This window comes from Mesorhizobium sp. M0478 (assembly GCF_040321305.1).
GTDB lineage: Bacteria > Pseudomonadota > Alphaproteobacteria > Rhizobiales > Rhizobiaceae > Mesorhizobium.
The window spans coordinates 413,117-435,190 of record NZ_JAMYRH010000004.1; the positions used below are offsets into that span (position 1 = coordinate 413,117).

The 22,074-nt window shown below is 59.5% G+C and carries 23 protein-coding genes; 15 read left to right on the forward strand and 8 right to left on the reverse strand.

Annotated elements, in window-relative coordinates:
- Positions 1-17: 17 nt before the first annotated feature.
- From xth to NKI64_RS13125, 3 genes are read left to right on the forward strand one after another with little or no spacing between them, the layout of a single operon-like run.
- Positions 18-794 carry an exodeoxyribonuclease III gene (gene xth, locus NKI64_RS13115; RefSeq protein WP_352543006.1) on the forward strand — a complete coding sequence of 259 codons (777 nt, stop codon included), beginning with the start codon at positions 18-20 and terminating at the stop codon, positions 792-794.
- Positions 791-1,474 carry a hypothetical protein gene (locus tag NKI64_RS13120; RefSeq protein ID WP_023714643.1) on the forward strand — a complete coding sequence of 228 codons (684 nt, stop codon included), beginning with the start codon at positions 791-793 and terminating at the stop codon, positions 1,472-1,474. The genes xth and NKI64_RS13120 overlap by 4 nt, the downstream gene beginning before the upstream one ends.
- A gap of 33 nt (positions 1,475-1,507) precedes the next feature.
- Positions 1,508-1,786, forward strand: a complete 279-nt coding sequence (locus tag NKI64_RS13125; protein WP_352668376.1) for a SemiSWEET family sugar transporter — start codon at positions 1,508-1,510, stop codon at positions 1,784-1,786.
- Between the two features lies 1 nt (position 1,787).
- Here NKI64_RS13125 and NKI64_RS13130 read toward each other — a convergent pair whose 3' ends face one another.
- Together NKI64_RS13130 and NKI64_RS13135 are read right to left on the reverse strand one after the other, a co-directional pair.
- Complete coding sequence (locus NKI64_RS13130) at positions 1,788-2,387, reverse strand: cupin (protein WP_023687829.1); 600 nt, start codon at positions 2,385-2,387, stop codon at positions 1,788-1,790.
- 40 nt (positions 2,388-2,427) lie between these two features.
- Positions 2,428-2,937, reverse strand: a complete 510-nt coding sequence (locus NKI64_RS13135) for a pyridoxamine 5'-phosphate oxidase family protein (RefSeq protein ID WP_023700023.1) — start codon at positions 2,935-2,937, stop codon at positions 2,428-2,430.
- A gap of 140 nt (positions 2,938-3,077) precedes the next feature.
- Between NKI64_RS13135 and NKI64_RS13140 the strand changes: the two genes are divergently transcribed.
- Positions 3,078-3,254: a hypothetical protein gene (locus NKI64_RS13140; protein WP_155922451.1), complete on the forward strand. Its 177-nt coding sequence runs from the start codon at positions 3,078-3,080 to the stop codon at positions 3,252-3,254.
- Between the two features lie 280 nt (positions 3,255-3,534).
- Here NKI64_RS13140 and NKI64_RS13145 read toward each other — a convergent pair whose 3' ends face one another.
- Positions 3,535-4,452, reverse strand: a complete 918-nt coding sequence (locus tag NKI64_RS13145) for a glycoside hydrolase family protein (protein ID WP_023668035.1) — start codon at positions 4,450-4,452, stop codon at positions 3,535-3,537.
- A 353-nt stretch (positions 4,453-4,805) separates the two neighbouring features.
- Here NKI64_RS13145 and NKI64_RS13150 point away from each other — a divergent pair, with 353 nt between their 5' ends.
- Genes NKI64_RS13150 through NKI64_RS13160 form a run of 3 tightly spaced genes read left to right on the forward strand, consistent with a single transcriptional unit; the run spans position 4,806 to position 7,692 of the window.
- Complete coding sequence (locus NKI64_RS13150; protein ID WP_023704621.1) at positions 4,806-5,978, forward strand: glycosyltransferase family protein; 1,173 nt, start codon at positions 4,806-4,808, stop codon at positions 5,976-5,978.
- A gap of 2 nt (positions 5,979-5,980) precedes the next feature.
- On the forward strand, positions 5,981-7,123 hold the full coding sequence (glf, locus tag NKI64_RS13155) for a UDP-galactopyranose mutase (RefSeq protein ID WP_023733195.1): 1,143 nt from the start codon (positions 5,981-5,983) through the stop codon (positions 7,121-7,123).
- 47 nt (positions 7,124-7,170) lie between these two features.
- The gene (locus NKI64_RS13160; RefSeq protein WP_023687824.1) at positions 7,171-7,692 is read left to right on the forward strand and encodes a ferritin-like domain-containing protein; all 522 of its coding nucleotides are present in this window, start codon (positions 7,171-7,173) and stop codon (positions 7,690-7,692) included.
- A gap of 70 nt (positions 7,693-7,762) precedes the next feature.
- Here NKI64_RS13160 and NKI64_RS13165 read toward each other — a convergent pair whose 3' ends face one another.
- On the reverse strand, positions 7,763-8,920 hold the full coding sequence (locus NKI64_RS13165; RefSeq protein ID WP_023691420.1) for a hypothetical protein: 1,158 nt from the start codon (positions 8,918-8,920) through the stop codon (positions 7,763-7,765).
- 300 nt (positions 8,921-9,220) lie between these two features.
- Between NKI64_RS13165 and NKI64_RS13170 the strand changes: the two genes are divergently transcribed.
- The 5 genes from NKI64_RS13170 (at position 9,221) to cyoD (ending at position 14,366) form a co-directional block, all read left to right on the forward strand.
- Complete coding sequence (locus NKI64_RS13170; RefSeq protein ID WP_023741832.1) at positions 9,221-10,111, forward strand: MBL fold metallo-hydrolase; 891 nt, start codon at positions 9,221-9,223, stop codon at positions 10,109-10,111.
- Positions 10,112-10,343: 232 nt separating this feature from the next.
- Positions 10,344-11,273, forward strand: coding sequence for a ubiquinol oxidase subunit II (cyoA, locus tag NKI64_RS13175; protein WP_245260110.1), 930 nt, complete (start codon positions 10,344-10,346; stop codon positions 11,271-11,273).
- Positions 11,274-11,275: 2 nt separating this feature from the next.
- Complete coding sequence (cyoB, locus tag NKI64_RS13180) at positions 11,276-13,276, forward strand: cytochrome o ubiquinol oxidase subunit I (RefSeq protein ID WP_352668378.1); 2,001 nt, start codon at positions 11,276-11,278, stop codon at positions 13,274-13,276.
- Positions 13,273-13,959, forward strand: coding sequence for a cytochrome (ubi)quinol oxidase subunit III (locus NKI64_RS13185; protein ID WP_023681134.1), 687 nt, complete (start codon positions 13,273-13,275; stop codon positions 13,957-13,959). The genes cyoB and NKI64_RS13185 overlap by 4 nt, the downstream gene beginning before the upstream one ends.
- On the forward strand, positions 13,956-14,366 hold the full coding sequence (gene cyoD / locus NKI64_RS13190; protein ID WP_023712206.1) for a cytochrome o ubiquinol oxidase subunit IV: 411 nt from the start codon (positions 13,956-13,958) through the stop codon (positions 14,364-14,366). The genes NKI64_RS13185 and cyoD overlap by 4 nt, the downstream gene beginning before the upstream one ends.
- Before the next feature lie 70 nt (positions 14,367-14,436).
- Here cyoD and NKI64_RS13195 read toward each other — a convergent pair whose 3' ends face one another.
- Positions 14,437-17,766, reverse strand: coding sequence for a DEAD/DEAH box helicase (locus NKI64_RS13195; protein WP_352668311.1), 3,330 nt, complete (start codon positions 17,764-17,766; stop codon positions 14,437-14,439).
- Between the two features lie 213 nt (positions 17,767-17,979).
- On the opposite strand from NKI64_RS13195, the gene NKI64_RS13200 reads away from it, so the two are divergent.
- The 3 genes from NKI64_RS13200 (at position 17,980) to NKI64_RS13210 (ending at position 19,540) form a co-directional block, all read left to right on the forward strand.
- Positions 17,980-18,915 (forward strand): Crp/Fnr family transcriptional regulator, encoded by a 936-nt coding sequence (locus NKI64_RS13200; protein WP_245260616.1) that lies wholly within the window; start codon positions 17,980-17,982, stop codon positions 18,913-18,915.
- A gap of 19 nt (positions 18,916-18,934) precedes the next feature.
- Positions 18,935-19,171, forward strand: coding sequence for a DUF6894 family protein (locus NKI64_RS13205; protein WP_023668023.1), 237 nt, complete (start codon positions 18,935-18,937; stop codon positions 19,169-19,171).
- Between the two features lie 192 nt (positions 19,172-19,363).
- Entirely contained in the window at positions 19,364-19,540 is a 177-nt protein-coding gene (locus NKI64_RS13210) for a hypothetical protein (RefSeq protein WP_023687819.1), read from the forward strand.
- A gap of 186 nt (positions 19,541-19,726) precedes the next feature.
- On the opposite strand, the gene NKI64_RS13215 is transcribed toward NKI64_RS13210, so the two are convergent.
- The 3 genes from NKI64_RS13215 to NKI64_RS13225 all read right to left on the reverse strand — a co-directional run bounded on the left by NKI64_RS13215 (position 19,727) and on the right by NKI64_RS13225 (position 21,968).
- Positions 19,727-20,119: a response regulator gene (locus NKI64_RS13215; RefSeq protein ID WP_023668021.1), complete on the reverse strand. Its 393-nt coding sequence runs from the start codon at positions 20,117-20,119 to the stop codon at positions 19,727-19,729.
- A gap of 239 nt (positions 20,120-20,358) precedes the next feature.
- A complete protein-coding gene (locus NKI64_RS13220) occupies positions 20,359-20,889 on the reverse strand; it encodes a DUF1003 domain-containing protein (RefSeq protein WP_023668020.1) in 531 nt (176 codons plus the stop codon).
- A gap of 20 nt (positions 20,890-20,909) precedes the next feature.
- A complete protein-coding gene (locus tag NKI64_RS13225; RefSeq protein WP_352668315.1) occupies positions 20,910-21,968 on the reverse strand; it encodes an alpha/beta fold hydrolase in 1,059 nt (352 codons plus the stop codon).
- Between the last annotated feature and the right edge of the window lie 106 nt (positions 21,969-22,074).

The following is a 22,074-nucleotide window of genomic DNA, read 5'->3' on the forward strand; positions in this document are numbered from 1 at the left end:
GACGTTAAATCGTCGAGATGACCCGCATCGCAACCTTCAACGTCAATGGCGTCAACGGCCGACTGCCAGTGCTTCTCAAGTGGCTTGGCGAAACCGGCTATGACATCGTCTGCCTTCAAGAACTGAAGACCTCTGACGAAAAATTTCCCGTCGATGCGATTAGAAACGCCGGCTATGGCGCAATCTGGCACGGACAGAAGTCCTACAATGGCGTGGCAATCCTCGCTCGCGGGATTGAGCCGCTGGAACGTCGTCGAGGTCTGCCGGGCGATTCCGACGATTCGCACAGCCGCTACATCGAGGCAGATGTGAATGGGCTTGTTGTCGGCTGCCTGTATTTGCCCAATGGCAATCCAGCGCCGGGGCCGAAGTTCGACTACAAACTTCGCTGGTTCCGACGTTTGATCACCTATGGCCAGGTGCTGCTCGGCGATAGCTCACCGACCATCCTGTGCGGCGACTATAACGTCGTTCCAGGCCCGATCGACGCGGCGGTGCCGGGGCGCTGGGTTGGCGATGCCGTTTACTTCCCCGAGAGCCGGAGCGCGTACGCCGAAATGCTTGCTCAGGGCTGGATCGATGCGGTTCGTCGCATTCATCCAGAAAAGGGAATTTACACCTATTGGAACTTCTCCTACCGCGGCGGGTACGATCGGAGTTCCGGGCTCCGGATGGACCATCTCTTGCTGAGTTCATCCCTATTGGATCGCCTGAAGAATGCCGGAGTAGATGCCGAAACGCGTGCATGGGACAAGCCGAGCGATCATGCGCCAGCCTGGATAGAACTTGATTGAGCTTCCTCGGCAAGGAGCCTGAAGACCTGGTGGCGCTCCTTCGTGATTACATTTGGCCGCGCATGTCTATCGTCAACAATGAGGACTGCCGGCGCCAAGCGATCAAGGACGCAATGATGACAACCACTCAAAAGGAAGCTGAACTGATTGCGCGCCTTGCACGCCAGCATGGCGTCACTGATGGCGCTGTCATGGCTGTCCTTGAGGCGTTGCGGCGTGGTGGTGGAACCATGGCCCAGTTCAGCCACGTCGACTTCGGAGGAATGTCACAATGGTCCTCCGGCATGACGATGGTCGGCGACATGTTCGATGACAGCCTCAAGGCGAAGCTCAACACTATCGCGGCGGAGCTCTCGGCCTACCTGCGCGATCATCCCGCCAAGCCACAACGCGACGACACGAGCTATCGTTCTGCAGCTATGGCCCACGCCGGCTCATGGTGGCCTGAGGAGTTTGGGAGCCCGTCTGCCGCTGGTTCTCAAAACAATATGCGCTACGCAGCGTTTCCTGAGCAAAGCCGCCTGGTCATGGACGATCATGGAAAGATGGAGATTTATGACACAGGCGACCATCGCATATCCGGTGTTTCGCAGAGCCAGAGCACGGACTCCACCCTGACCTTTGTCAGCCAGCACGGCGTGGTCCGCGTATCTGATCTCAAGCGCGTATCTGCGACGTAGGTCAGGGCCGCTTCCATGTAGACAGTCACGCTCATCGGCTATCTCGCGACTGTCTGCTCGATGAGCAGTTTCACCCCGCAAGCCTGGAAAATCATCAGGACACGAGAGACAAGCGGCATCTCCGCACCGATGTATGCCATCACTGTGTTGGGCTTCGCCTTGTGGCTGGCCTTCGGCATCATGAAGGCAGAGTGGCCGATCATAATCACGAATGGCGTCTGTCTCCTGCTGTCAGCGTTCATTCTCACAATGACAGTCCTGCCGCAGGCTGAGAAAGATGCGGTTGCCAAGGCTTTCGACCCCGACGACTAGATTAGCGCTTCCAACTTTTCAGCAGCGGACCTTGGCTCCCATATGCAGGATCCTTACGCGGACGCCCCACCCTGGGGATCGTTGCGAGCGCACCGCTATGCTGATCCTTGCTCCTACATTCGTCATAAGTCCCAAACGGAGGATACGCGCCGACAACCAAAAAATCATCGGATGCCAAGAGGCATTGGTGCCCGGTGCCTGCCGGGAGGACCGCGACGTCACCGGCCTTCAGCGACAGCGTTCGTCCTTTCTTGCCGCCAAACCGGACTTCAGCGTTTCCGCGCGCAATGCCCAGAACCTCGTGTATTTGCGAATGATAGTGAACATAATCATAGATGCCGTTTCGCCAGCTATCGCCCCATCCGTTTGCCTCGAAAAGCACCTCCATGACGGCTGCTGGATCAAGTCCTTCGGGCAATTCGACGGCGCCTCGATAAACGACGAGCGGCCATGCTGGATGATTGGGTACAAGTCCATCATCCTTGAACCAGAACTCATTCGACTTTCGCTGCCTCACAAATCCGGCGACAGCTTGCTTGCGCGGTCTTGCGAAACCGGTGACGTTCTCGATCACTTTCTTGCTGGTTTCCAAAATGCTCATCGACGCTGCCTCTAAAGCAGAGGTTAGTTTAGCCGCTCGCTCAGAGCTCGACCTTTGCGTTGTCGCCCACATTCGGCTTGGCGCCGGTAACGGCCGCAAACACCATCGTTGCGGTAGCCATGATTAGCCCCGGGCTGTCCCACAATTCGCCTTCGTCGGGTTTGACCGTTATCAGACGAATCTCGGGATCATCGGCATTATCCCACCAGGCTGCGTCAGTTTTCTCCCAGAGTTCGGTGATCTTTTCCCTATCATTTGTCACTGTGGCCGGGCCTGACATCGTGACGTATTTGTAGTGGCTGTTGTCACTCCAGGCCAATGTGACCTTTGGATAGGTCGACAGTTGCTCGCTCTTGGCGCTGTCGTCATTGACGAGGAAGTATATGGCGTTTTCTTCACGGACCACACGCGCAGATAGCGGACGGGCTCGATTGTACTCGCCGTCCCAGGTCACAAACATGCAGACGTCGATGTCCTCGGCGAGTTCCCAGATGCGGTCTGTTGCCTCGGCGGGCGTGAGGTCCGTCTGCTGCTCTCGGCGGTTAGCCATAAGCGTCCTCCTGCGGGTGAATATCCTCGCTTACAACTCACGTCCCGCCACGACGTTCCAACTCACTGGGTCCTTCGGCTTGCTAAAGCGGTGGAACTTTCGAAATTGCCGGAAGTTTGGATGGCAAACGCGAGGCCATGATGGCGGACAAGACGCTTCGAACATCAAGACGGACACCCGAGCAGGACGCTAAGGGTCAGTCGGAAAAGGACCACAAGGGCGGCGGAAACGATGGCGTCGCCAGCGCCGATCCGCGGGTGATCTCCGGCAAAAAAGACGGCGACGCGACATTCCCTGTCAAGGGACCGAAGAAATAGCTATGAGCTCATTGGCAGGGCATCTGGCGGTGTCATCAATGCCACTGAGAAAATTGACGAACGGCTCAAGTCATTGCGCTAAAAGCGACAGAGTTAAGGCCGGCCTTCCCGACTTGCCTCCCGCCAGTGCGATCGCGGCAATCGTCGATCCGCATCGGCCATGTCGTGTCTCCTACTGCGTCGGATGACACTTTGCTACCGTCACCGACGCGGATCACCTTCAACCCTCCGGAGTTGCATGACGCGCATCGGCCTCAAGGCGCTAATGGCAGCCTGGAAATCACGCGACCTTTGAAAAGAGAGCGACGTCGCATCTGGCTAAACCATAGCGCCATCGGTGATCGGTTGTGGCAACCCGGCTCTGGTAGAACAGTGAAAGCTGACTGCCATCGATCATCACCGTCGAGTGGCCGTTCTCGCCCGGTTGACCTGGCTCCAGCACCGGGCCGATCGAAACGTAAGGCCCGCTGACCTCGTCGGCGATGGCAAAAAACACCCGTTGCCGGTTTCCCCGAAGGCCATTCGGAAGAAAGCAAGTGGCGTTGAGAAGCACCCGGCCGTCCGGCAGCTCGATCAGTTGCGCGCCCTCAATGCCCCATTCGTAGTCGGGATCATCTCTGGTGTTATGGTGGGGAACATCGTTGTGGTCGAGGATTTTGCCGATCCGCTTCCACGGACCGAACCACGAGTCGGACTGGCTACGTGCCAGATAGATGTCGGGCTGAGGCACCCTCGTGAATTTTGGCATAGCCGAATAAACCAGGTAGCGCCCACCTCCGATGACTGCTGGATGTGGATCGTAAATGCCGTCCTCTTCCGTGTCCGGGATGGCCAGAATGGCCGGACTGAGGACTACCCAATGGAACCCGTCGTTGGAAACCGCATGCTCGCAACGGCCACCCGACTTCATGAATTCCGTCTGGATGAACATGTGGAAGACGCCGCACTCGTGGGTCACACCGGGAGCCGCAACACCAGTGCCGTTGATTGGAAGTTCGATCGGATCATGCTCGGCCCACGGCCCATAAAGATCGGGCGCCGTGGCATGCAAGATTCTCCACGTCTCGGTGGTGACCGTGCCGCTTGACCCGAAGACGTGCCAGACACGGCCATCGAAGACAGGACACGGGTCCTTGAGATCATCCACGCTTTGCGGATGAAACAGTGGAAAAACGTTGGTTTCAAAGTTGATGTTCATGTCAGCCCCGGAATTCGCCTCGGCAGTCGGAGACGCGCAGAGATACAGGCGAATCATTGATGTTAGGCACATTCTATAGCCAACGAGTTCAACGCAAATACGGCAATGCCGCTGTCCACCAGCATTCCTCGTTCAACCACGCTTTCAGTGGCGGCCGGGTTCCGACAGCCGCCCTCGCCTCCGCAACCAGATCCCGCTTCGTGCGTGGACCAAGCGGGCGACCGGGCCTTCTTCATTTCAGTTGGAACAACTCACCTGATCGAAAGTTAGGAGCTGGAACTAAGTAGTTCTCTCCATTCGCGATTAACAAATGTTAATCGTAACATAAATAGTGTCACAGAGGGAGTATGTCAATGGAAGCGGCCTTTGGCGGGGTAACCGGCAGTCAATATGTTCGTCGCGAAAATATACTGGTTTGCTTCTCCCACTTACGATGGAATTTTGTTCACCAGCGTCCGCAGCATCTCCTCACTCTCGCATCCGCTCAGCAGCGAGTGGTCTACTTTGAAGAACCCGTTTTCGAAGAATTGCCGCAGCCGCTGATGCGGACGAGCGTGGCATCGGAAAACATTCTGATTGTCACACCAGTGCTGCCGCTTGGCACCTCGGCCGCGAAAGCAGATGCCGTCCAGCGGAGATTTGTGCAGCAGACCATCGCTTCTATGCCGCATAGCCGGCTGATCGCCTGGTACTACACCCCAATGGCTCTTCGCTTTACGGAATTCCTCGACCCAGACATATGCGTCTATGACTGCATGGACGAACTCTCTGCGTTCAGGAATGCGCCCCCCGAGCTGGGCCAGATGGAAAAGGCGCTTCTTCGCCGCGCGGATCTCGTTTTCACCGGTGGTCTAAGCTTGTTCGAGACCAAGCGTCACCTCCATCCCGCCATCTTTCCATTTCCGAGCAGCATCGATGTGAGGCACTTTCACACCGCAAGACGGCCAGGAAGGGACCCAGCCGACCAGGCGGGCATTCCTTCCCCGAGGGTTGGATATTTCGGCGTCATCGACGAGCGGCTGGACGTCGATCTCGTGGCGCTAGCGGCAAAGACAATGCCGGACGTGCATTTCGTCATGCTCGGTCCGGTTGTCAAGATCGACCCTGCAAGCCTGCCGCAAGCCGAAAACCTTCATTGGCTTGGGCCGAAAGCCTACTGCGATCTGCCCGACTATTTGCGCCATTGGGACGCCGGATGGATGCCGTTTGCCCTCAACGAGGCGACGCGTTTCATCAGCCCGACCAAGACGCCGGAATTTCTCGCGGCGGGTCTGCCGGTGATCTCGACGGCAATCGTCGACGTGGTTCGCAGTTACGGTGCTGCCGGGCTGGTGGAAATCGCCGACTGTGACGATCTGGAAATCAAGCTGCGCTCCGTCCTTTCGCGACCGCGTCAGATGCTCCTGCAGCAAGTCGATGCCTATCTTGCGGACATGTCCTGGGAACGGACATGGAATGCCATGGCAGCTCACATTGAGCGCGCCTATCAACGCAAGAAGGTCGTGCCCCTTCGCAGGAGTGCATAGCCATGTTCGATTGGCTGATCGTCGGCGCGGGTTTCGCCGGCAGCGTGCTTGCCGAAAGGATAGCGTCGCAGCGTCAGGAAAGCGTTTTGCTGATCGATCGCCGCAGCCATGTCGGAGGCAACGCCTATGACTGCTACAATGAAGCCGGCATCCTCATCCATCGCTACGGCCCGCACATCTTCCACACCAACAGCCAAGCCATAGTGGACTACCTTTCGCAGTTCACGCAATGGCGGCCGTACGAGCACAGGGTGTTGGCGGCCGTAGACGGGCAACTGGTTCCCATCCCGATCAATCTCGACACCATCAACCGGCTTTACGGGCTGGACCTGACCTCGGCACAGCTGGAGGATTTCTTCGCGTCGCGACGCGAAACGGTGGAGGACGTCCGAACGGCTGAGGACGTCGTCGTCAGCACCGTGGGGCGCGAGCTCTATGAAAAATTCTTCCGCGGCTACACTAGAAAGCAATGGGGCGTCGATCCCAGTCAGCTGAGCAAATCCGTCACGGCACGAGTGCCGACCAGGACCAACCGTGACGACCGCTATTTCAGCGACAGCTTCCAGAAAATGCCGGCCGGCGGGTACACGCGGATGTTCGAACGCATGCTCGATCATCCAAACATCAAGATCATGCTGCAGACCGACTTCCGTGAAATTCGTGAGAAGATACCGTTCAGGCGCATGGTTTATACCGGCCCGATCGATGAATATTTCGGCTGGCAGCTCGGGCACCTTCCGTACCGTTCGCTTCGTTTCGAGCACGTCACACTGGATTGCGAGCAATTTCAGCCGGTTGCCGTGGTCAATTATCCCCAGACGGAAGATTACACGCGCATTACCGAGTACAAACATCTGACCGGCCAGCAGAGTTCGCGGACCAGCCTGACCTACGAATACCCCACGGACATCGGGGACCCGTACTATCCCGTGCCCCGGCCCGAAAACGAAGTGCTCTATAAGCGCTATGAAGCGCTCGCGGCAAGCTGCCCAGACGTGTGGTTTGTCGGTCGGCTTGCAACTTACCGCTATTACAACATGGACCAGGTAGTGGGACAGGCTCTGGCCACTTTCGCGCGCATCCAAAAAAGCCTCCCGGCCTGGGCACGCACGGAGGAGCCGTTGTTGGCCGAGCCGAGAAGATAGTTTCTTCCAAGACGGAAGATCGGGCGGGTATCAGAAGGAGAAACTCGATGGATACAAACTTCAACTCGGAAAGCCGTGAGATATTTATCGTCGGCTTGCGCAACGCGCACGCCATGGAGAATCAAGCGCTGTCGATCATGAAGCCTCAGGTCGAGCGTATAGAGAACTATCCGGAGGTGGCCGATCGCTTGCGCCGGCACATTCAGGAAACCGAAGGCCAGATCACGAGACTCGAGTCCGTCCTGGAGGGCCTTGGTGAGGAGCACTCCACCCTCAAGGACACTGCCTTGTCGATGGTTGGCAGCGTGGCCGCCATTGGACATTCGATGGCCGGCGACGAGATCATCAAGAACAGCCTGGCGAATTTCGCATTCGAGAACTACGAGATCGCTGCCTACAATTCGCTGCTGGTACTGGCCGACGCCGGGGGCTTCCAGGATGCTGAAAGGGCCCTCAAGCAGAACCTGAACGAAGAGGAAGCCATGGCCAACTGGCTCAAGGAAAATCTGAGCGACGTTACCATGCGATATGCCAGGCTGCGCGAGGCTGGGGCGACTGCAAAAAGCTGATGCACCGCACCGGCGCGGGCGGCGTTTCGAAACAGACGCCCGCCCGCCCCTCCCCCGTTTGTAGGCCCCTTCAAGGCGTCGTGTCCGCCACGAGAAGAGCTTGCTGACGGGCCAGTTCATCTGCTGTGGGTTTGCGCAGGTGTCGCCTGCCATCAGCCTGGATGACGGAAAACAAACCGACCTCGGCATGTCGCGAATTGTCCCAGCCCGGGTAGGCCGTTATCGGGTACAGGCAAATACCCTCGATCGGCGCTCCGAGACTGATTGCGGAACGCACCTCGTCGCAGACATAGTGGAGCCAAGCCGGCCCGCCGGATCCCTCGGAACCGGTCTCCGCAATGAACATCGGCTTGCCGTACCGGTGAGCAACTTCTAGCAACATTTCCGACAGGGCGCGGTACTCGTGGTGTCCCATCGGAATCGTCGGCCCGTTTACGTACCATTGATTGTGCGGATAAAAATTCAAGCCCACGACATCGACAACATCTTCGCTCCCGCCCAACTCAGGTTCGACGCGGCCCAGCAACATGTCGTAAGCTTCGAACTGCCCCTGTCGGGCGTTTTCGGCCCGGCGCCGTTCGCTGCGGGTTCGGTCGCGAGGGGCGATATGGATAAGCGGCTCGGCCCAGACAAATCTGCAGGCGGGGTCGATCTCCCGCATTGCACGAACACCCGCGATGGCGGCCTTCACGAGGTGCCGCTTGAACCATCCACGTTTGTTCGGCCCCACGCGCGGGAAATAGCCGACCTCAACAGCCCATGCGAAAAAGGAGATTTCGTTGATGGGACACAACAGAGGCGATGTTCCGGTGATCGAACGGTGTACCTTGACGGCTTCTGCCGCGAACGAGGCATAGGCGTCGATGAAATGCAGCGAGCCCTGATCGACATGGTCCGGAGATCCGTAGTGAAAGATGTCCCAGATTACCTGAACACCTGCCGATCGGGCTGCCTCCACCATTGGCGCCCAACTTGACCAGTCATAGGTTCCGGGAGCGGTTTCGATCAAATGCCAACGCAGGCCGTCGCGGATGGTGCGAAGGCCGAGTTCGGCGCAGCCGCGGTAGTCGCCCAGGGCATGCAAATTATGCGAGGTCGCACGAATAAGATCGAGGCGAACGCCGTCCTTGCGCCGGTGCGAGGAGCATTCAAAGCCTGCCATGAAAAAACTGGCGAAGCGCGAAGCTTCCGGAACCGAGGCCTCCGTCTGGCGTCCCACTTCGCTCATTTTTCGAAGTCTCCTTTGGGCAATCGGCTTCGAACTCGGCCGCCTTGTCCGGACCGGGAACCGCGTTGGCGAAATACCGAATTCAGTCGGGCGCGCCCCATGTTCGTTGCTCAGTCCAGCTCGTCCTTGCGTGGCCGGGTAGTGCCGAACCCATTGGTAGAGCCTTTGTTCCGGTGGTGAACTGTCCGGGAGCCACGTGGCAAATGAGGAACAAGGAGGCCCGTCCCAAGTTCGGGGCGATGTACCGCCGCCATCATCCACTCGAGCGGCTGCTCAGCAACAACAGAGGCATGGGATCACATGACCGTTCAGATTCGACTTTCCGAGATCGACCACGCCAGGCGCGAGGATCGTGGCGACGGCGCTTGGAGCATCGCACCGGACCTGGGTTACTTGCGGCTAGCAATCGTCAATGTCGTGTTCTTCGGCGCACCGGGCAGCGGAGATCGGAACTGGGTGTTGATCGATACCGGGTTGCCGACGTCTCGCAGCAGCATTCTAGCGGTCGCGGAAAAGCGGTTCGGCGTCAACGCACGGCCGGCTGCAATCATCCTGACCCATGGCCATTTCGACCATGTGGGAACGGTTCTAGAACTCGCAAATGGCTGGGACGTGCCTGTCTTCGCCCATCCACTCGAGCACCCCTATTTGGACGGAACCACATCCTATCCGCCACCGGATCCCTGGGTTGGGGGTGGACTGATGGCGCTGCTTTCACCGCTTTTTCCACGCGGGCCAATCGATCTTGGCAGCCGTTTGGAACCCTTGCCCGCCGATGGATCGATCCCCGGAATGCCCGGATGGCAATGGCTGCACACACCCGGACATGCCCCTGGGCATATCTCGCTCTGGCGCGAGCAAGACCGCTCGCTCATCGTAGGAGACGCTTTCATCACCACCGGTCAGGAGTCGGTCTATGAAGTCGCCATTCAGGATCTCGAGATGCACGGTCCGCCGCGCTATTTCACGCCAGACTGGGATGCAGCGGAAAGGTCCGTGAAGCATCTGGCTGCCTTGGGCCCCCAGATGGTCATCAGTGGACACGGTGCGGCTGCTGCGGGAGTGGGCATGCGGCAGGCTCTCGATAACCTGGCTGAGCGATTCAGGGTATTCGCCGTCCCGCCGAAATTGAAATTCGTGCGCGAGCCAGCGTCGCCGATAGCTAGGCCAATCGAGCCGCCATCGTTCTGAAATTATGGTGGATTGGCCAACGCGGGACCATCGGACAGAGTAACTCGGTCCAGCGGAACAAACCCGGCCGGCGACAGTTGGGGCACTCGCTCAGGTGGCGACACCCTGCGAAGTGCCGCGAGGTTCCGCGCCATGGGGAGGCTCAGATGGAAACCCGACGAACGCATGCCTCTAGCCCGCGTTCCCGCAAAGAGAGATTGCAGAGCCGGTGTTCTTGCCATCCAGCCCTAAGTTGACACGCCAACTGCTCTGGATCGTCGGAGGCGCATTCTTGCCCGGTTGCGCGGGGGGAGTGCTCGATCCCCAAGGACCAATTGGTGTCGGTAATCGCACGATCCTTTTGAACTCGCTGGCGGTGATGCTGGTGATCGTTGTTCCCACGCTTGTTGCACTTCTGGCATTCGCCTGGAAGTTCCGCGCCTCGAACAGCAACGCCCGCTATAACCCGGAGTTCACCTATTCGGGACGCGTGGAGTTGATCGTCTGGTCGATCCCGACGCTCACCATCCTGTTCATTGGCGGTCTGATCTACTACGGATCGTATCAGCTCGATCCGCGCAAACCGATCCCTTCTAGCCAGCCGCCGCTCGACATTCAGGTGGTGGCGCTCGACTGGAAATGGCTGTTCCTCTATCCCGAGCAGGGCGTGGGCGCTGTCAATCAACTGGTTATCCCCGCCGGTGTTCCAGTGCGTTTCAAGTTGACCTCGGCCAGCGTGATGAACACGTTCTTCGTGCCCCAGCTTGGCAGCATGGTCTACGTCATGAACGGCATGCAGACCGAATTGCATCTGCAGGCCGACCGCGAGGGCAGCTTTTTCGGCCAGTCGGCGCACTTCAGCGGCGACGGCTTCTCGGATATGAATTTCAGTGTGAGCGCGGTTTCAGCCGATGCCTTCACCCGCTGGGCGTCATCGCTGCGTGGCGGGGGCGGCGTGCTCAACGCCAACGCCTATCGCGAACTCGCCCGGCAAAGCACAAATGTGGCGCCGGCTTCCTTCGGTCATGTCCAGCCTGGGCTGTTCGAAGCGGTCGTTCAGCAGACGCTCCCACCGGGTCCGGGGCCTGCTGAGAGCGCAGCCAGCGGCGAGCCACAGGTGAGCCCAAGGGCATTACCCGCGGCGGCGGCAACGATGACCCATCATCCACAAGGCGCAGAATGACGATGCTGGGCAAGCTCGACTGGTCGGCCGTTCCTTTCGATCAACCCATCCCCCTCGGCGCAGCCCTTGGCGTCTTTCTGGCAGCAGCCGCCGTGCTTGGCTGGATAACGGTGAAGGGGTACTGGCCATATCTGTGGAGCGAGTGGATAAGCTCGGTCGACCACAAGCGCATCGGCGTGATGTACATTGTGCTGGCGATGCTCATGCTTCTTCGTGGTTTTATCGATGCTATCATGATGCGCACACAACAGGTGCTGGCGATTCACGGGCCGGGCTACCTCCCGCCGGAGCATTACGACCAGATCTTTTCCGCGCACGGCACGATCATGATCTTCTTCGCCGCGATGCCGTTCATGATTGGCCTGATGAATTTCGTCGTGCCGCTGCAGCTTGGTGTACGCGATGTCGCTTTTCCGACGCTCAATTCCGTCAGCTTCTGGCTGACGGCTTCCGGAGCCCTGCTGGTCAACATCTCGCTTGTGATCGGCGAGTTCGCGCGCACCGGCTGGCTGCCCTATGCCCCTTTGTCGGAAACCGCCTACTCGCCGGGCGTCGGTGTCGATTATTATCTGTGGGCGATCCAGATCTCCGGCGTCGGCACGCTGCTCACCGGCGTCAACCTGGTGACGACCATCCTCAAGATGCGGGCGCCGGGAATGGGCTATCTGCGAATGCCGATGTTCTGTTGGACCTCGCTCGCGTCCAACCTGCTCATTGTCGCAGCCTTCCCGATCCTTACCGCCACGCTCGCAATGCTGACGCTGGACCGGTATCTCGGCTTCCACTTCTTCACCAACGAAGCTGGTGGAAATCAGATGATGTTCGTCAACCTGATCTGGGCGTGGGGCCATCCCGAAGTATACATCCTGGTGCTTCCCGCCTTCGGAATCTTTTCCGAGATTTTCTCGACTTTTTCATCGAAGCCGCTGTTCGGATACCGTTCGATGGTCGCGGCCACGATGTTCATCTGCATCGTCTCGTTCATGGTCTGGCTGCATCACTTCTTCACCATGGGTGCCGGAGCGGATGTTAATGCCGCCTTCGGCATCGCCACGTCGGTCATTGCCGTGGGAACCGGTGTGAAAATCTACAACTGGCTCTTCACCATGTATGGCGGGCGCGTTCGTTTCGACACGCCGATGCTTTGGGCACTGGCTTTCGTGACCACCTTCACCGTCGGCGGCATGACTGGCGTCCTGCTTGCCGTCCCGCCGGCCGACTTCGTGCTACACAATTCCCTTTTCCTCGTCGCGCATTTCCATAACGTCATCATCTCGGGCGTGTTGTTTGGAGCATTCGCCGGCTTCACCTACTGGTTCCCCAAGGCGTTCGGCTTCCGTTTGCACGAAGGCTGGGGAAAGGCGGCATTTTGGGTCACCTTGGCCGGCTACATGCTGGTCTTCGTACCGCTCTATATTGTCGGTCTGCTCGGCATGACGCGGCGCCTGCAACATATCGATATGGACCTTTGGGGACCGTGGCTGGTGGTGGCCGCTTTCGGCGTGGTGGTGATGATCGCCGGCGCGGCGCTGCAGATCACACAGCTTTTCGTTTCGATCCGGCATCGCGACAAGTTTCGCGACGAAACCGGCGACCCGTGGGACGGGCGTTCGCTGGAGTGGTCGACATCTTCTCCTCCTCCTGTCTTCAATTATGCACGGCTGCCTCACGTGGAAGACGAAGAGCCCTACTGGAGCATCAAGCAACGAGGGATCGGACAGAGCTCGGACGAGGAAAAGGCATATGAGCCGATCGAGATGCCTCGCAACAGCCCGACTGGCTTCGTCACCGCCTTCTTCAGCACACTGATCGGCTTCGCGCTGATCTGGCATATATGGTGGCTGGCGATCGTCGGCTTCATCGGCGCCTACGCAACCTTCGTCGTATTCGCCTGGCGCGATCATGGAGACTACGAGATCCCTGTCGACGAGGTCGCCCGCATCGACCATGACCACAAGGCAGCCCAGTTTGCCCGGTTGCGCGGGTGGGAGCGCCCGGCATGAGCGATCACGCATTCTCCGGCGACATCAGCGCCGGCACCCAGGCACGGGACCCGTATCGGCTTAATCACACCGGTCGGCATGCGGTGCGCTCTGCGACGGGCCACGGAGAAGGCGGCCCGGCCTCAAAGTTCGTCACGGTGACCTACGGCTTCTGGATCTTTCTCCTGTCCGACATCATCATGTTCTCGGCATTTTTCGCCGCCTACGCCGTGCTGGCCAAGGCAACCGCCGGCGGACCGACAGGCAAGGATCTGTTCGAACCGACACGGGTTGCGGTCCAGACGGGCCTTCTGCTCACTTCGAGCTTCACCGGCGGCGTGGCAACACTCGCCACCCGTCGCAGATCAATGGCTGCCACGCAGTTCTGGCTTCTCGTCACGGGGTTGCTCGGGGCAGCGTTCCTGTTCCTGGAACTACAGGAGTTCGCGGCAATGATCGGCGAGCAGGCAGGCCCCTCGCGCAGCGCATTTCTTTCTGCCTTCTTTGCGCTCGTTGGCTGCCACGGTGCCCATGTCGGTCTCGGCCTGCTCTGGCTGGGAACGATGATGGCGCAGCTGTGGGTCAAGGGCTTTCGGCCCGACATTTTGCGGCGGCTCCACTGCTTCGGGCTCTTCTGGCACGCCCTCGACATCATCTGGGTTGCCATCTTCACCCTGGTCTATCTGCTGGGAGCATCGTCATGACCGAGATCGAGAGCAAGACCGGCGAGTTGCAGGACCGCCGCGATTCAGCGCCGGGCGAGGAACACATAAGCGAGCACGAAACCGCTGGGGGCCTCTCGGGCTATGTGCTCGGCTTCGGGCTGGCCATTCTGCTCACGATCGCGTCATTCCTGGCGGCGCGAACCGATCTGATTTACCAGCCCGCGGTCATCTCGGCCCTGGTGGTGCTCGCTGTTGCGCAGATGGGCGTTCATCTTGTCTTCTTTCTGCACCTGACCACCGGGCCGGATAACACCAACAACATCCTGGCCCTGGCCTTCGGCGTGCTGATCGTCGCGCTGGTGGTTCTGGGCTCTATCTGGATCATGGCCCATCTGAATGAAAACATGGCTGCCATGACACCCCATCAAGCCGGAACCATGCCTTGAACGCTCCCCGCGAACGCACGGCCGCCCGCAGCGCCATTCGCACCGATGGCCCCAGGAGACAAAAGGCTCGTCAGATCTCGTGCTTTGGCTGGGCTGCACGTAGGGCATCAAGCGCTAAGCGAACCGCATCGATGCCTGAGACGCTGGGCTGGGTCGGCCTGAAAATCAGGCGGCCGTTCCGGTAGTCCAGGCCCAACGCCTTGCTGTTCCGCCATCGGGACGCCGACGGCTTGTTCCGAGGGGTGATCGCGATGGCCTCGGGACCCACATCGACTTTGCCGACGCCCAATTCCGACGCTGCTATTCGCAACCTGGTAAATTCCAGCAAAAGGGCTACTTCGCCAGGCATGTCTCCAAAGCGGTCCTCGAGCTCTTCGCTGAATGTATCGAGGTCCGGCTCCGAACGGATTCGGGAGAGCCGCGCATAGAGGCCAACGCGCACCGTAGGCTCGTCGACATAGCTCTCGGGAAAAGCCCCCTTTCCCGAGCCATTGATCTCGGCAAGTTGCTTGCCGAAGTCGGCCCCTCCGCCAGCCGCCGAGACCGCGCGCTCCAGCAAGTGCTCGTACAAGCCCACTCCGATCAGCTTCATATGCCCGGCCTGGTCTTCTCCGAAAAGATCGCCGGCGCCACGCAGGTCGAGGTCCCTTTGACTGATTGCCAGGCCTGAGCCGAGCCGATCGAGCGCAAGCATCGTCGAAAGCCGGGCCCTGGTGCCGTCGGCCAGTTCAACGCCAGGCTGGGTCAGAAGAAACGCAACGGCCTGCACCGCCCCCCTTCCGACCCGGCCCCGCAGCTGGTGCAACTGCGCCAGACCGAACCGGTCGGGGCGCCAAACGATGATGGTGTTGGCCCGCGGCACATCGAGGCCGCTCTCGATGATGTCGGTGCTCAACAAAATGTCGCCATCACCGTCGGCGAATCCGACCATGACTTCGTCCAGCTGTCTCCCCTTCATTTCACCATGCGCCGTCTTGACCCCGAGTTCCGGCACCAGTCTGTTCAGCTGGTCACAGGCCTGGGCAATATCCTCGATCCGCGGGACCACGAAAAAGCTCTGTCCACCCCGGTGAAATTCACGCAGGAGGGCCGCGCGCACCGATGCTGGATCGAACGCTGCCAAGATCGTGCGAACGGGACGTCTTTTGGCGGGCGGAGAGTTTAGAACGCTGACGTCCTGGATGCCCGACAACGCCGATTGCAGCGTCCGGGGTATCGGTGTGGCGCTCATGCTCAGCGTATGGAGGCGAGGCGTCATGGTCCGCAGGGCCCGCTTCAACTTGACCCCGAACCGGTGCTCCTCGTCGATCACCAGCAGTCCAAGATTGGCGAAGGTGACGCTCCTGGACGCCAGGGCCTGAGTACCCACAACGACCGTAACCTGGCCGCTCCGCAGACCCTCTTTTGCCGCTCTCGCCTCCGCAGCCCCGACCATCCTAGAAAGGTGGGCGACCTGCAGGCCGGTTCCTGCGAAGCGGCGGCTGAACGTCTCATAGTGCTGTCGTGCCAACACTGTTGTCGGTGCTATGATAGCAACCTGTTTCCCGCAGAGAGCGGCGACGGCGCAAGCACGCAGGGCGACCTCTGTCTTGCCGAAGCCGACATCGCCGCAGACGAGCCGGTTCATTGTTCTTCCCGACGAAAGATCATCGAGCACAGCGCGGATGGCGGCCGCTTGGTCGGGCGTCTCCGTATAGGGAAATCTCGCCGCAAAACGGGCCAAGTCCGTGCGGGAGGGCTTCATGATCTCGGCAGGCTGGCTGGACCTGATTTTGGCAAGGCCCAAGAGGCGTTTGGCCAGCCTGTCGATCTCGCGCAACGCAGCTTCGCGTCGCTTCGGCCAGCCCTCGCCGTTGAGGCGATCAAGGGACACTGCCTCCGGTTCCGAGCCGTAGCGCCATATTCGTCCAAAGTCGTCGACCGGAACCAGCAAGGAAGCCCCGCCATGATATTCCAGTCTGACGACATCCTGTTGCTGGCCAGCCAACTCGACCTGTTCGACCGCGGCGAGCACGCCCAGGCCATGGTCTTCATGGACGACGACATCGCCAATGCGCAACTCGGGTTCGAGTATGCCCGTGGTCGCGCTCCCGTTCGCCTTCAACGCGGGACCAAACAGGTCGGATGCGGCCACCACGGCGATATTGGATTGCGCGTCGACAAACCCTTCGTCGAGGACGAATTCAGCCTTGAGCAGAGAGCCCCTTGCGGCCGAAAGGATTTGCGGCAAGTCGGCCGCTTCCTCTGCCCGCCGGCCTAGTCTCCTATCGAGCAGGCGATCTGCTCGCTGCAATTCAGAGGCATCGCCGGTGAACACTACTCTGACTCCGGCGCTCGTCTGCCTTGTGACGAATTCCGCGAAATCATGCCCGGGTCGGGCCTGGCGGAAGAATTTGGGAACTCCCACGGCAGAAACGGCAAGTCTCACGCAGCAGCGGTTAAGCAGAGCAGCGTCCCACTCTTCACGGGATAGGTAAAATCGTCCCGGCAAAGGTTTTTTCGTTCCGGCTGCCTCCTGCCTGGCACGACGTGCATCCTCGACCAGATCCAGAACTCTGCCGAGCGGCTGCCCGTCGGTCCCTTCAAGGAAGGAGATCGAGGCGCTGGAAGCCGCATCGAAGACGGACGGCATAGCGCCATACGATGCGACCAGGCGCTCTTCCATCGACGTCGCGCGCATCGCTGTCAGCTCAGGATGCTCACCAGCTTTAAAGATCAGCTCGGATGCCGGTCCGACCGTAACCGAGTCTCGAACCTGATCGCTGAGCTGACTGAGCGGGTCGTAGGTCTTGAGCTGGCGGATGCAGGCATCGGGACCAACGATGACGCGAACGGGGCCATCCGCGCCAGCAGGGAAAATATCGATGAGATCGCCCCGAAAGGCTATCTCACCCGGTTCGTCGACCCTCTCGTCGACGACATAGCCAATGGCTTCGGACCTGGTTCTGAAATCGTCACGGTCGAGCTTTTGTCCCACCTCCAGAATTGTGAAACCGCCAGCGATGACCGGAGCAGGCGGCACCCGCTGCAGAATGGCTTCGAGCGACATTACAGCGATGCGCGGGCGATCCGGCTTCGTTGCGATCTCACGCAACGCGCGAAGCCTTCGCCCCATATTGGCGCGTGTGGGCCATACCCTGTCGTAGGGCAGACAATCCCAGGACGGCAGCAAGATGATATCCGCGTCAGGCAGGAACTGACGCAAGGCGCCGGCGATCTCCTCGGCACTGCGTTCCGAGGGAGCTATATGGATGATGTGCTTGTCCCGACTGGTCTCCAGGCCACGGGCCAGCGCTACCGCGATTGCTGAGGATGGCGGTCCGCCGTGCCCTATCGCAAACCCGCTGTCATCCGTGTGATCGATTTGTTCGACATCCGTCCGCGAAATATGCCTGTTCACTGAAATCTCACCTTGCCACTGAGACAACGTCAGCGGAGCCACCCCGTTCCTGGCGGCGCATCAAAGAGTTCCAGGACGGGCTGCGGGTGCAGCCCTTGAAATGGGCGGAGCGACAGGGTCAAAGCTGCGCCGTGATCGGCGAACTCCTGGGGCTGGCTGCCCAGCGGGAAAATTTCTAACCGAGCCTATGTCATAGGTTAATGCATTGCTGCCTTGCTCACCTATGGCTGTCCTAAAAAACTGGTGCTTCGATCATTCCGGGATCTTCAACCACGCTCGACGCTGGCAAAACGCTCCAGGCATGGGACCATGCCGCACGGCGGCGCCTTCTGCCGCCGCGCATATGTCCCCATGCCAGTCGGAACTTTTGGCGCGGATAATAGTTCGATCACCAACATCAGCCAGGTAGTCAATTTGTTCCCCACCTCATCCTCGGATGTACTCATTCGCAAGCTTCAGACCATCTCGGATCTTCGAGAGGCCGACATCGGCGTTCTGAAAGGCATTCCGATCCAGGAGAAGGAATATTCGGCCAACCACGATCTGGTGCGTGAGGGCGACCGTCCTGTTTACTCGTTTATCGTTCTTGATGGCTTGGTCGGTTCCACCAAACATACGGGCGAAGGAAAGCGACAAATCACATCATTCTTCGTCGCTGGCGACATTCCTGATCTGCATGGGCTGCATCTGTCGGTCATGGATTGTAACTTCTCGACCCTTACGCCGGCCCGAGTAGGTTTCATGCGGCATGACACTCTGCGTGCCGTTTGCGACCAGCACCCTCGCATCGCCACCGCTTTTTGGCGGTCGACGTTGATAGATGCCGCGATTTATAGGGAGTGGGTCATCAATGTGGGAAGACGCGAGGCATACACCCGCATGGCTCACATCCTGTGCGAACTGATTTTTCGCTTGCGCTCCATGGGGCGCATTGAGGATCACGTGGCGGATATTCCCATTACACAGGCGGCCCTTGGCGATGCACTGGGTTTGTCCACGGTCCACGTCAACCGGATGCTCCAGGAACTACGACGCAGAGGCCTCATTGCCACCTCGGGATCAAAAGTTCACGCACTGGACTGGGCTGGCCTCACTCACGCAGGAGATTTCGACACGACCTACCTGCACCAAAGGAACCCCGCAGATTAGCAGTGACGGAAGCTCTCCGATGGCACGATTTTTCTTCGACAGCGGCGATGGCGATCTCATCTTCGAGGACGAAATAGGTGTCGAATGCGCTGGCCTCGAGGAGGTCCGCCGCGCGGGATTCGAGGGCCTTGTCGACCTCACGAGAGAGTCACTGAAGAGCGTCGACGGGCAGCAATTGTTTATCGAAGTGCGCGATGAAAATGGCGCCAAGATTTTGCGGCTGAGCCTCTCGCTTCGGGTAAAATCGAACGTATAAATTTGCACTCTACGCGCAGCGTTAGGCGAGCGGACTGGGACTGCAAACATCCACTGGCATGTCGTGTCTCAAAACCAGGGCCACTTTTGAGCGACATGCATTAACCCATAGATTGTGCCTCGATTTGTGTACAGGACGGGGAACCATCAAAGAGCCGCCGAGTTCGTCCAACGGACAAGCTCGGAATCTAACATGGAAGAAATCGGCAAGGCACAACAAAAGGTCATAGCCCGCCTCATACGGGAGTGGATTTCATCGGACGCCAATCGTCGCCAGCTTCGCCAGTTGCTGGATCTTCCGACAGACGCGGACATGCCTAGCGAGCATCGGTCATTGCTTGACGAACTCGACCGAAAGCTCAACCAATGAGCGCCCCTGCTTTCGGGAGGGCTCCCGAGTGGATGCGAGCCGGTGGCGAGGGGAAAGGAGCTGAGGTCGACATCTGGTTGAGGCCGCCGACATTTGACCCAGGCAGACGCGAACGCTTTACGCCGGACGGCGCCGATTGGCCGAAGAAGAATGTTCGGTGGTGTTCGCGGAGCCGCGGTCCGATTCCTAGAGGTGAGTTTCTGCACCTTGCTGCGCGTTTAAAAGTTGAGAAACGGCAGTTATGATCTGCGGCAGAAAAAAGGGCTTGGTGATCATTATGCTGTTGGGCACGCCTTCCGCTCCCCAGTGTACCGCGCTGTCGCCACTGATATAGACAACCGGGATGGTCGAGTTGGACCTTCGCAAGTGCCGAGCGACCTCCCACCCCGACTGTCCTGGTCCCAAACGGATGTCCGTGAGCACGGCCTTGAACTTGGTCGGATCGGGGTCGAAAGCCGCCAGCGCCTCGGCGGCACTCCGAGTGCCGACCACCTGGAAGCCGGCCTCCTCCAAAGCTGACTCGAGGTCGAGCAGGATCATTGTCTCATCTTCGACGATCAGAACAGCACCTTCGCTCATCCGGAATCTCCCCAAGCCGCCCGCTAATACGATTTCGGCGTCAACTTGGTTCCATCTGACGCGCAGCAGCCTGTTGGTTATCGAAGTTCTACGCTGCTTCGATTGCGCGGCGGACTTGTGACGTCGGGAAGCCGCCCTGGAGAACGCCGACGCCGGCTTAGCTGCTTCGACAGCCCTGGACAATGAGGCTGATTCAGGCTGCAGCCGACGCTGAACCGTTGCCGGCGAGGTCGCTTTGATCAAGCGTTCTCCTGATCTTCAGAAGCTTGCTGGATTTGCGTCATCACCTTTTGGGGATCGACATTCTCGGCGAGTTCCGGCAGCTCTTTGTCGGCCGGAGTCGAGATATTCAGACGCGCCGTCAAGGCAGCCACCATCTCGATCAGCCGCGTGGTTTCATGTTCGTTCAGAAGGCTGATCTGCAAATCCAGTTCGGCTCGCCGCTCGCTGTGTGCGGCCATTCTGTTCTGATTGATCAGCACGAAAGTAGACAGGAAGATTGCCTCAACCGAGGCGACCATGGCCAGGATCACGAAAGTCGGGTCCCAGGCTGGGACGGCTGGTATCGCGCCAAGGTTCGCGAGGACCCAGACGACAAGAATTGCAAGGTGCAGATAGACGAAAGTCATGCTTCCCGCGAAGCGCGAAACAGCGCCGGCGACCCACGCTTGAACGCCTTGGTGCTCCTCTTGCTGCCGCCTGTGCTCCACCAGGGCCTGTATGTTCTGGTGGAGCACCGACTGCATGTCGGCTGGACGTTGGTCGCTCATTTGAAAGCCCCGTTTGGAGATCATTCCGTGCAAGCGGCGTCGCTTATCGCCGGTGGCTCCCGCGAGGCCGGATCTGCCTTGAACTCGACGGCACGAGACTTGGGTCGCTGCCGACGGCCCGCTTGGAACAAGGTGTGCCGGCCTGCAATAGTGTGCACCATGCCAACCACCGCTTGCGGGGCGCTCTGATGAACCATATGGCCGGCGCCCGGAACCACCTCAAGGAGAGACCCACCGACTTCCACGTGCAAGCGTCGTGCATCGCGTTGCGCGTCGAACAACCGGTCCCCGGATCCCGCCATGATGCCGGTGGGCACGGCAATGTCCCTATAGTTGGCTTTTCCCAAGAGGGACGCGGCCAGCATCGATGCTGTCTCCAGAGAAACCGCCCGCAGTTGGGAAGGGCGGCTGGCGACATCTTTGGCCAGTGCGGCGAAGTCGCTGGCGACGACGGCGGGTTTAAAGATCTTCTCCATTGCCCAATGCCAAGCAAGCCTTACAAGCGGGGGCAGCAAGGTGTGACGAAACGCGGTGCCGATCACAGGCAATGCAGGGAGTGCGGCCAGTGCAAGATCCAGCCGCGGTGGCGGATAGTAGTAACCCGAGACCAGCACGATGCCGGCGACCGATTGAGAATGCCTGCGCGCCAATTCGAGGGCGATCCAAGCTCCCCAGGAATGTCCAAGCACGAGGTATTTCTCTATACCCAGCCCGCAGGCGGCGGCATGTATAAGGTCGGCTTGGTCGCGAGCGGACCAACGCCGGCCGCGCGGCCGTGAGCTTCGCCCAAAACCGGGACGATCAAATGCAATCACCCGGTAGGTCTTTGCCGCCTCATCGAAGATGCCGCTCGACTTGAAATCCTCCGCCATGGATCCATTGCCATGCAGGAGAAGCAGCGGCATGCCGGTTCCGGCTTCGATAAAATGCAGGCGCACACCATCGATCTCCATCACACGTCCGCATGCCCGGCCGGCAATCGCACGTTTGGCGCGGATGGCGTTGTATGCCGCCAGCGCCGCCAACGAGGCCGCGAGCAACCCGGTCGCGAGTTTCGGTCCATCTCTGTCGAACGCCATGCCCGTGCCTGTTGGAAACTATCTCCCGACCCCAACTCTCGGGGCGAAAGCTTGTTCCGCCAGACAAGACAACGCTGTACAACCGGCTCAAGCGGCTAAAGTAGGC

What these genes read in the sequence shown, in the direction of transcription:
- xth (WP_352543006.1), top strand. Translation starts at nt 18, where the DNA reads ATGACCCGCATCGCAACCTTCAACGTCAATGGCGTCAACGGCCGACTG.
- NKI64_RS13225 (WP_352668315.1), bottom strand. Translation starts at nt 21,968, where the DNA reads ATGGCGTTCGACAGAGATGGACCGAAACTCGCGACCGGGTTGCTCGCG.
- NKI64_RS13220 (WP_023668020.1), bottom strand. Translation starts at nt 20,889, where the DNA reads ATGAGCGACCAACGTCCAGCCGACATGCAGTCGGTGCTCCACCAGAAC.
- NKI64_RS13215 (WP_023668021.1), bottom strand. Translation starts at nt 20,119, where the DNA reads ATGAGCGAAGGTGCTGTTCTGATCGTCGAAGATGAGACAATGATCCTG.
- NKI64_RS13205 (WP_023668023.1), top strand. Translation starts at nt 18,935, where the DNA reads ATGGCACGATTTTTCTTCGACAGCGGCGATGGCGATCTCATCTTCGAG.
- NKI64_RS13210 (WP_023687819.1), top strand. Translation starts at nt 19,364, where the DNA reads ATGGAAGAAATCGGCAAGGCACAACAAAAGGTCATAGCCCGCCTCATA.
- cyoD (WP_023712206.1), top strand. Translation starts at nt 13,956, where the DNA reads ATGACCGAGATCGAGAGCAAGACCGGCGAGTTGCAGGACCGCCGCGAT.
- NKI64_RS13150 (WP_023704621.1), top strand. Translation starts at nt 4,806, where the DNA reads ATGGAAGCGGCCTTTGGCGGGGTAACCGGCAGTCAATATGTTCGTCGC.
- NKI64_RS13145 (WP_023668035.1), bottom strand. Translation starts at nt 4,452, where the DNA reads ATGAACATCAACTTTGAAACCAACGTTTTTCCACTGTTTCATCCGCAA.
- cyoB (WP_352668378.1), top strand. Translation starts at nt 11,276, where the DNA reads ATGCTGGGCAAGCTCGACTGGTCGGCCGTTCCTTTCGATCAACCCATC.
- NKI64_RS13185 (WP_023681134.1), top strand. Translation starts at nt 13,273, where the DNA reads ATGAGCGATCACGCATTCTCCGGCGACATCAGCGCCGGCACCCAGGCA.
- NKI64_RS13130 (WP_023687829.1), bottom strand. Translation starts at nt 2,387, where the DNA reads ATGAGCATTTTGGAAACCAGCAAGAAAGTGATCGAGAACGTCACCGGT.
- NKI64_RS13140 (WP_155922451.1), top strand. Translation starts at nt 3,078, where the DNA reads ATGGCGGACAAGACGCTTCGAACATCAAGACGGACACCCGAGCAGGAC.
- NKI64_RS13135 (WP_023700023.1), bottom strand. Translation starts at nt 2,937, where the DNA reads ATGGCTAACCGCCGAGAGCAGCAGACGGACCTCACGCCCGCCGAGGCA.
- NKI64_RS13160 (WP_023687824.1), top strand. Translation starts at nt 7,171, where the DNA reads ATGGATACAAACTTCAACTCGGAAAGCCGTGAGATATTTATCGTCGGC.
- NKI64_RS13165 (WP_023691420.1), bottom strand. Translation starts at nt 8,920, where the DNA reads ATGAGCGAAGTGGGACGCCAGACGGAGGCCTCGGTTCCGGAAGCTTCG.
- glf (WP_023733195.1), top strand. Translation starts at nt 5,981, where the DNA reads ATGTTCGATTGGCTGATCGTCGGCGCGGGTTTCGCCGGCAGCGTGCTT.
- NKI64_RS13170 (WP_023741832.1), top strand. Translation starts at nt 9,221, where the DNA reads ATGACCGTTCAGATTCGACTTTCCGAGATCGACCACGCCAGGCGCGAG.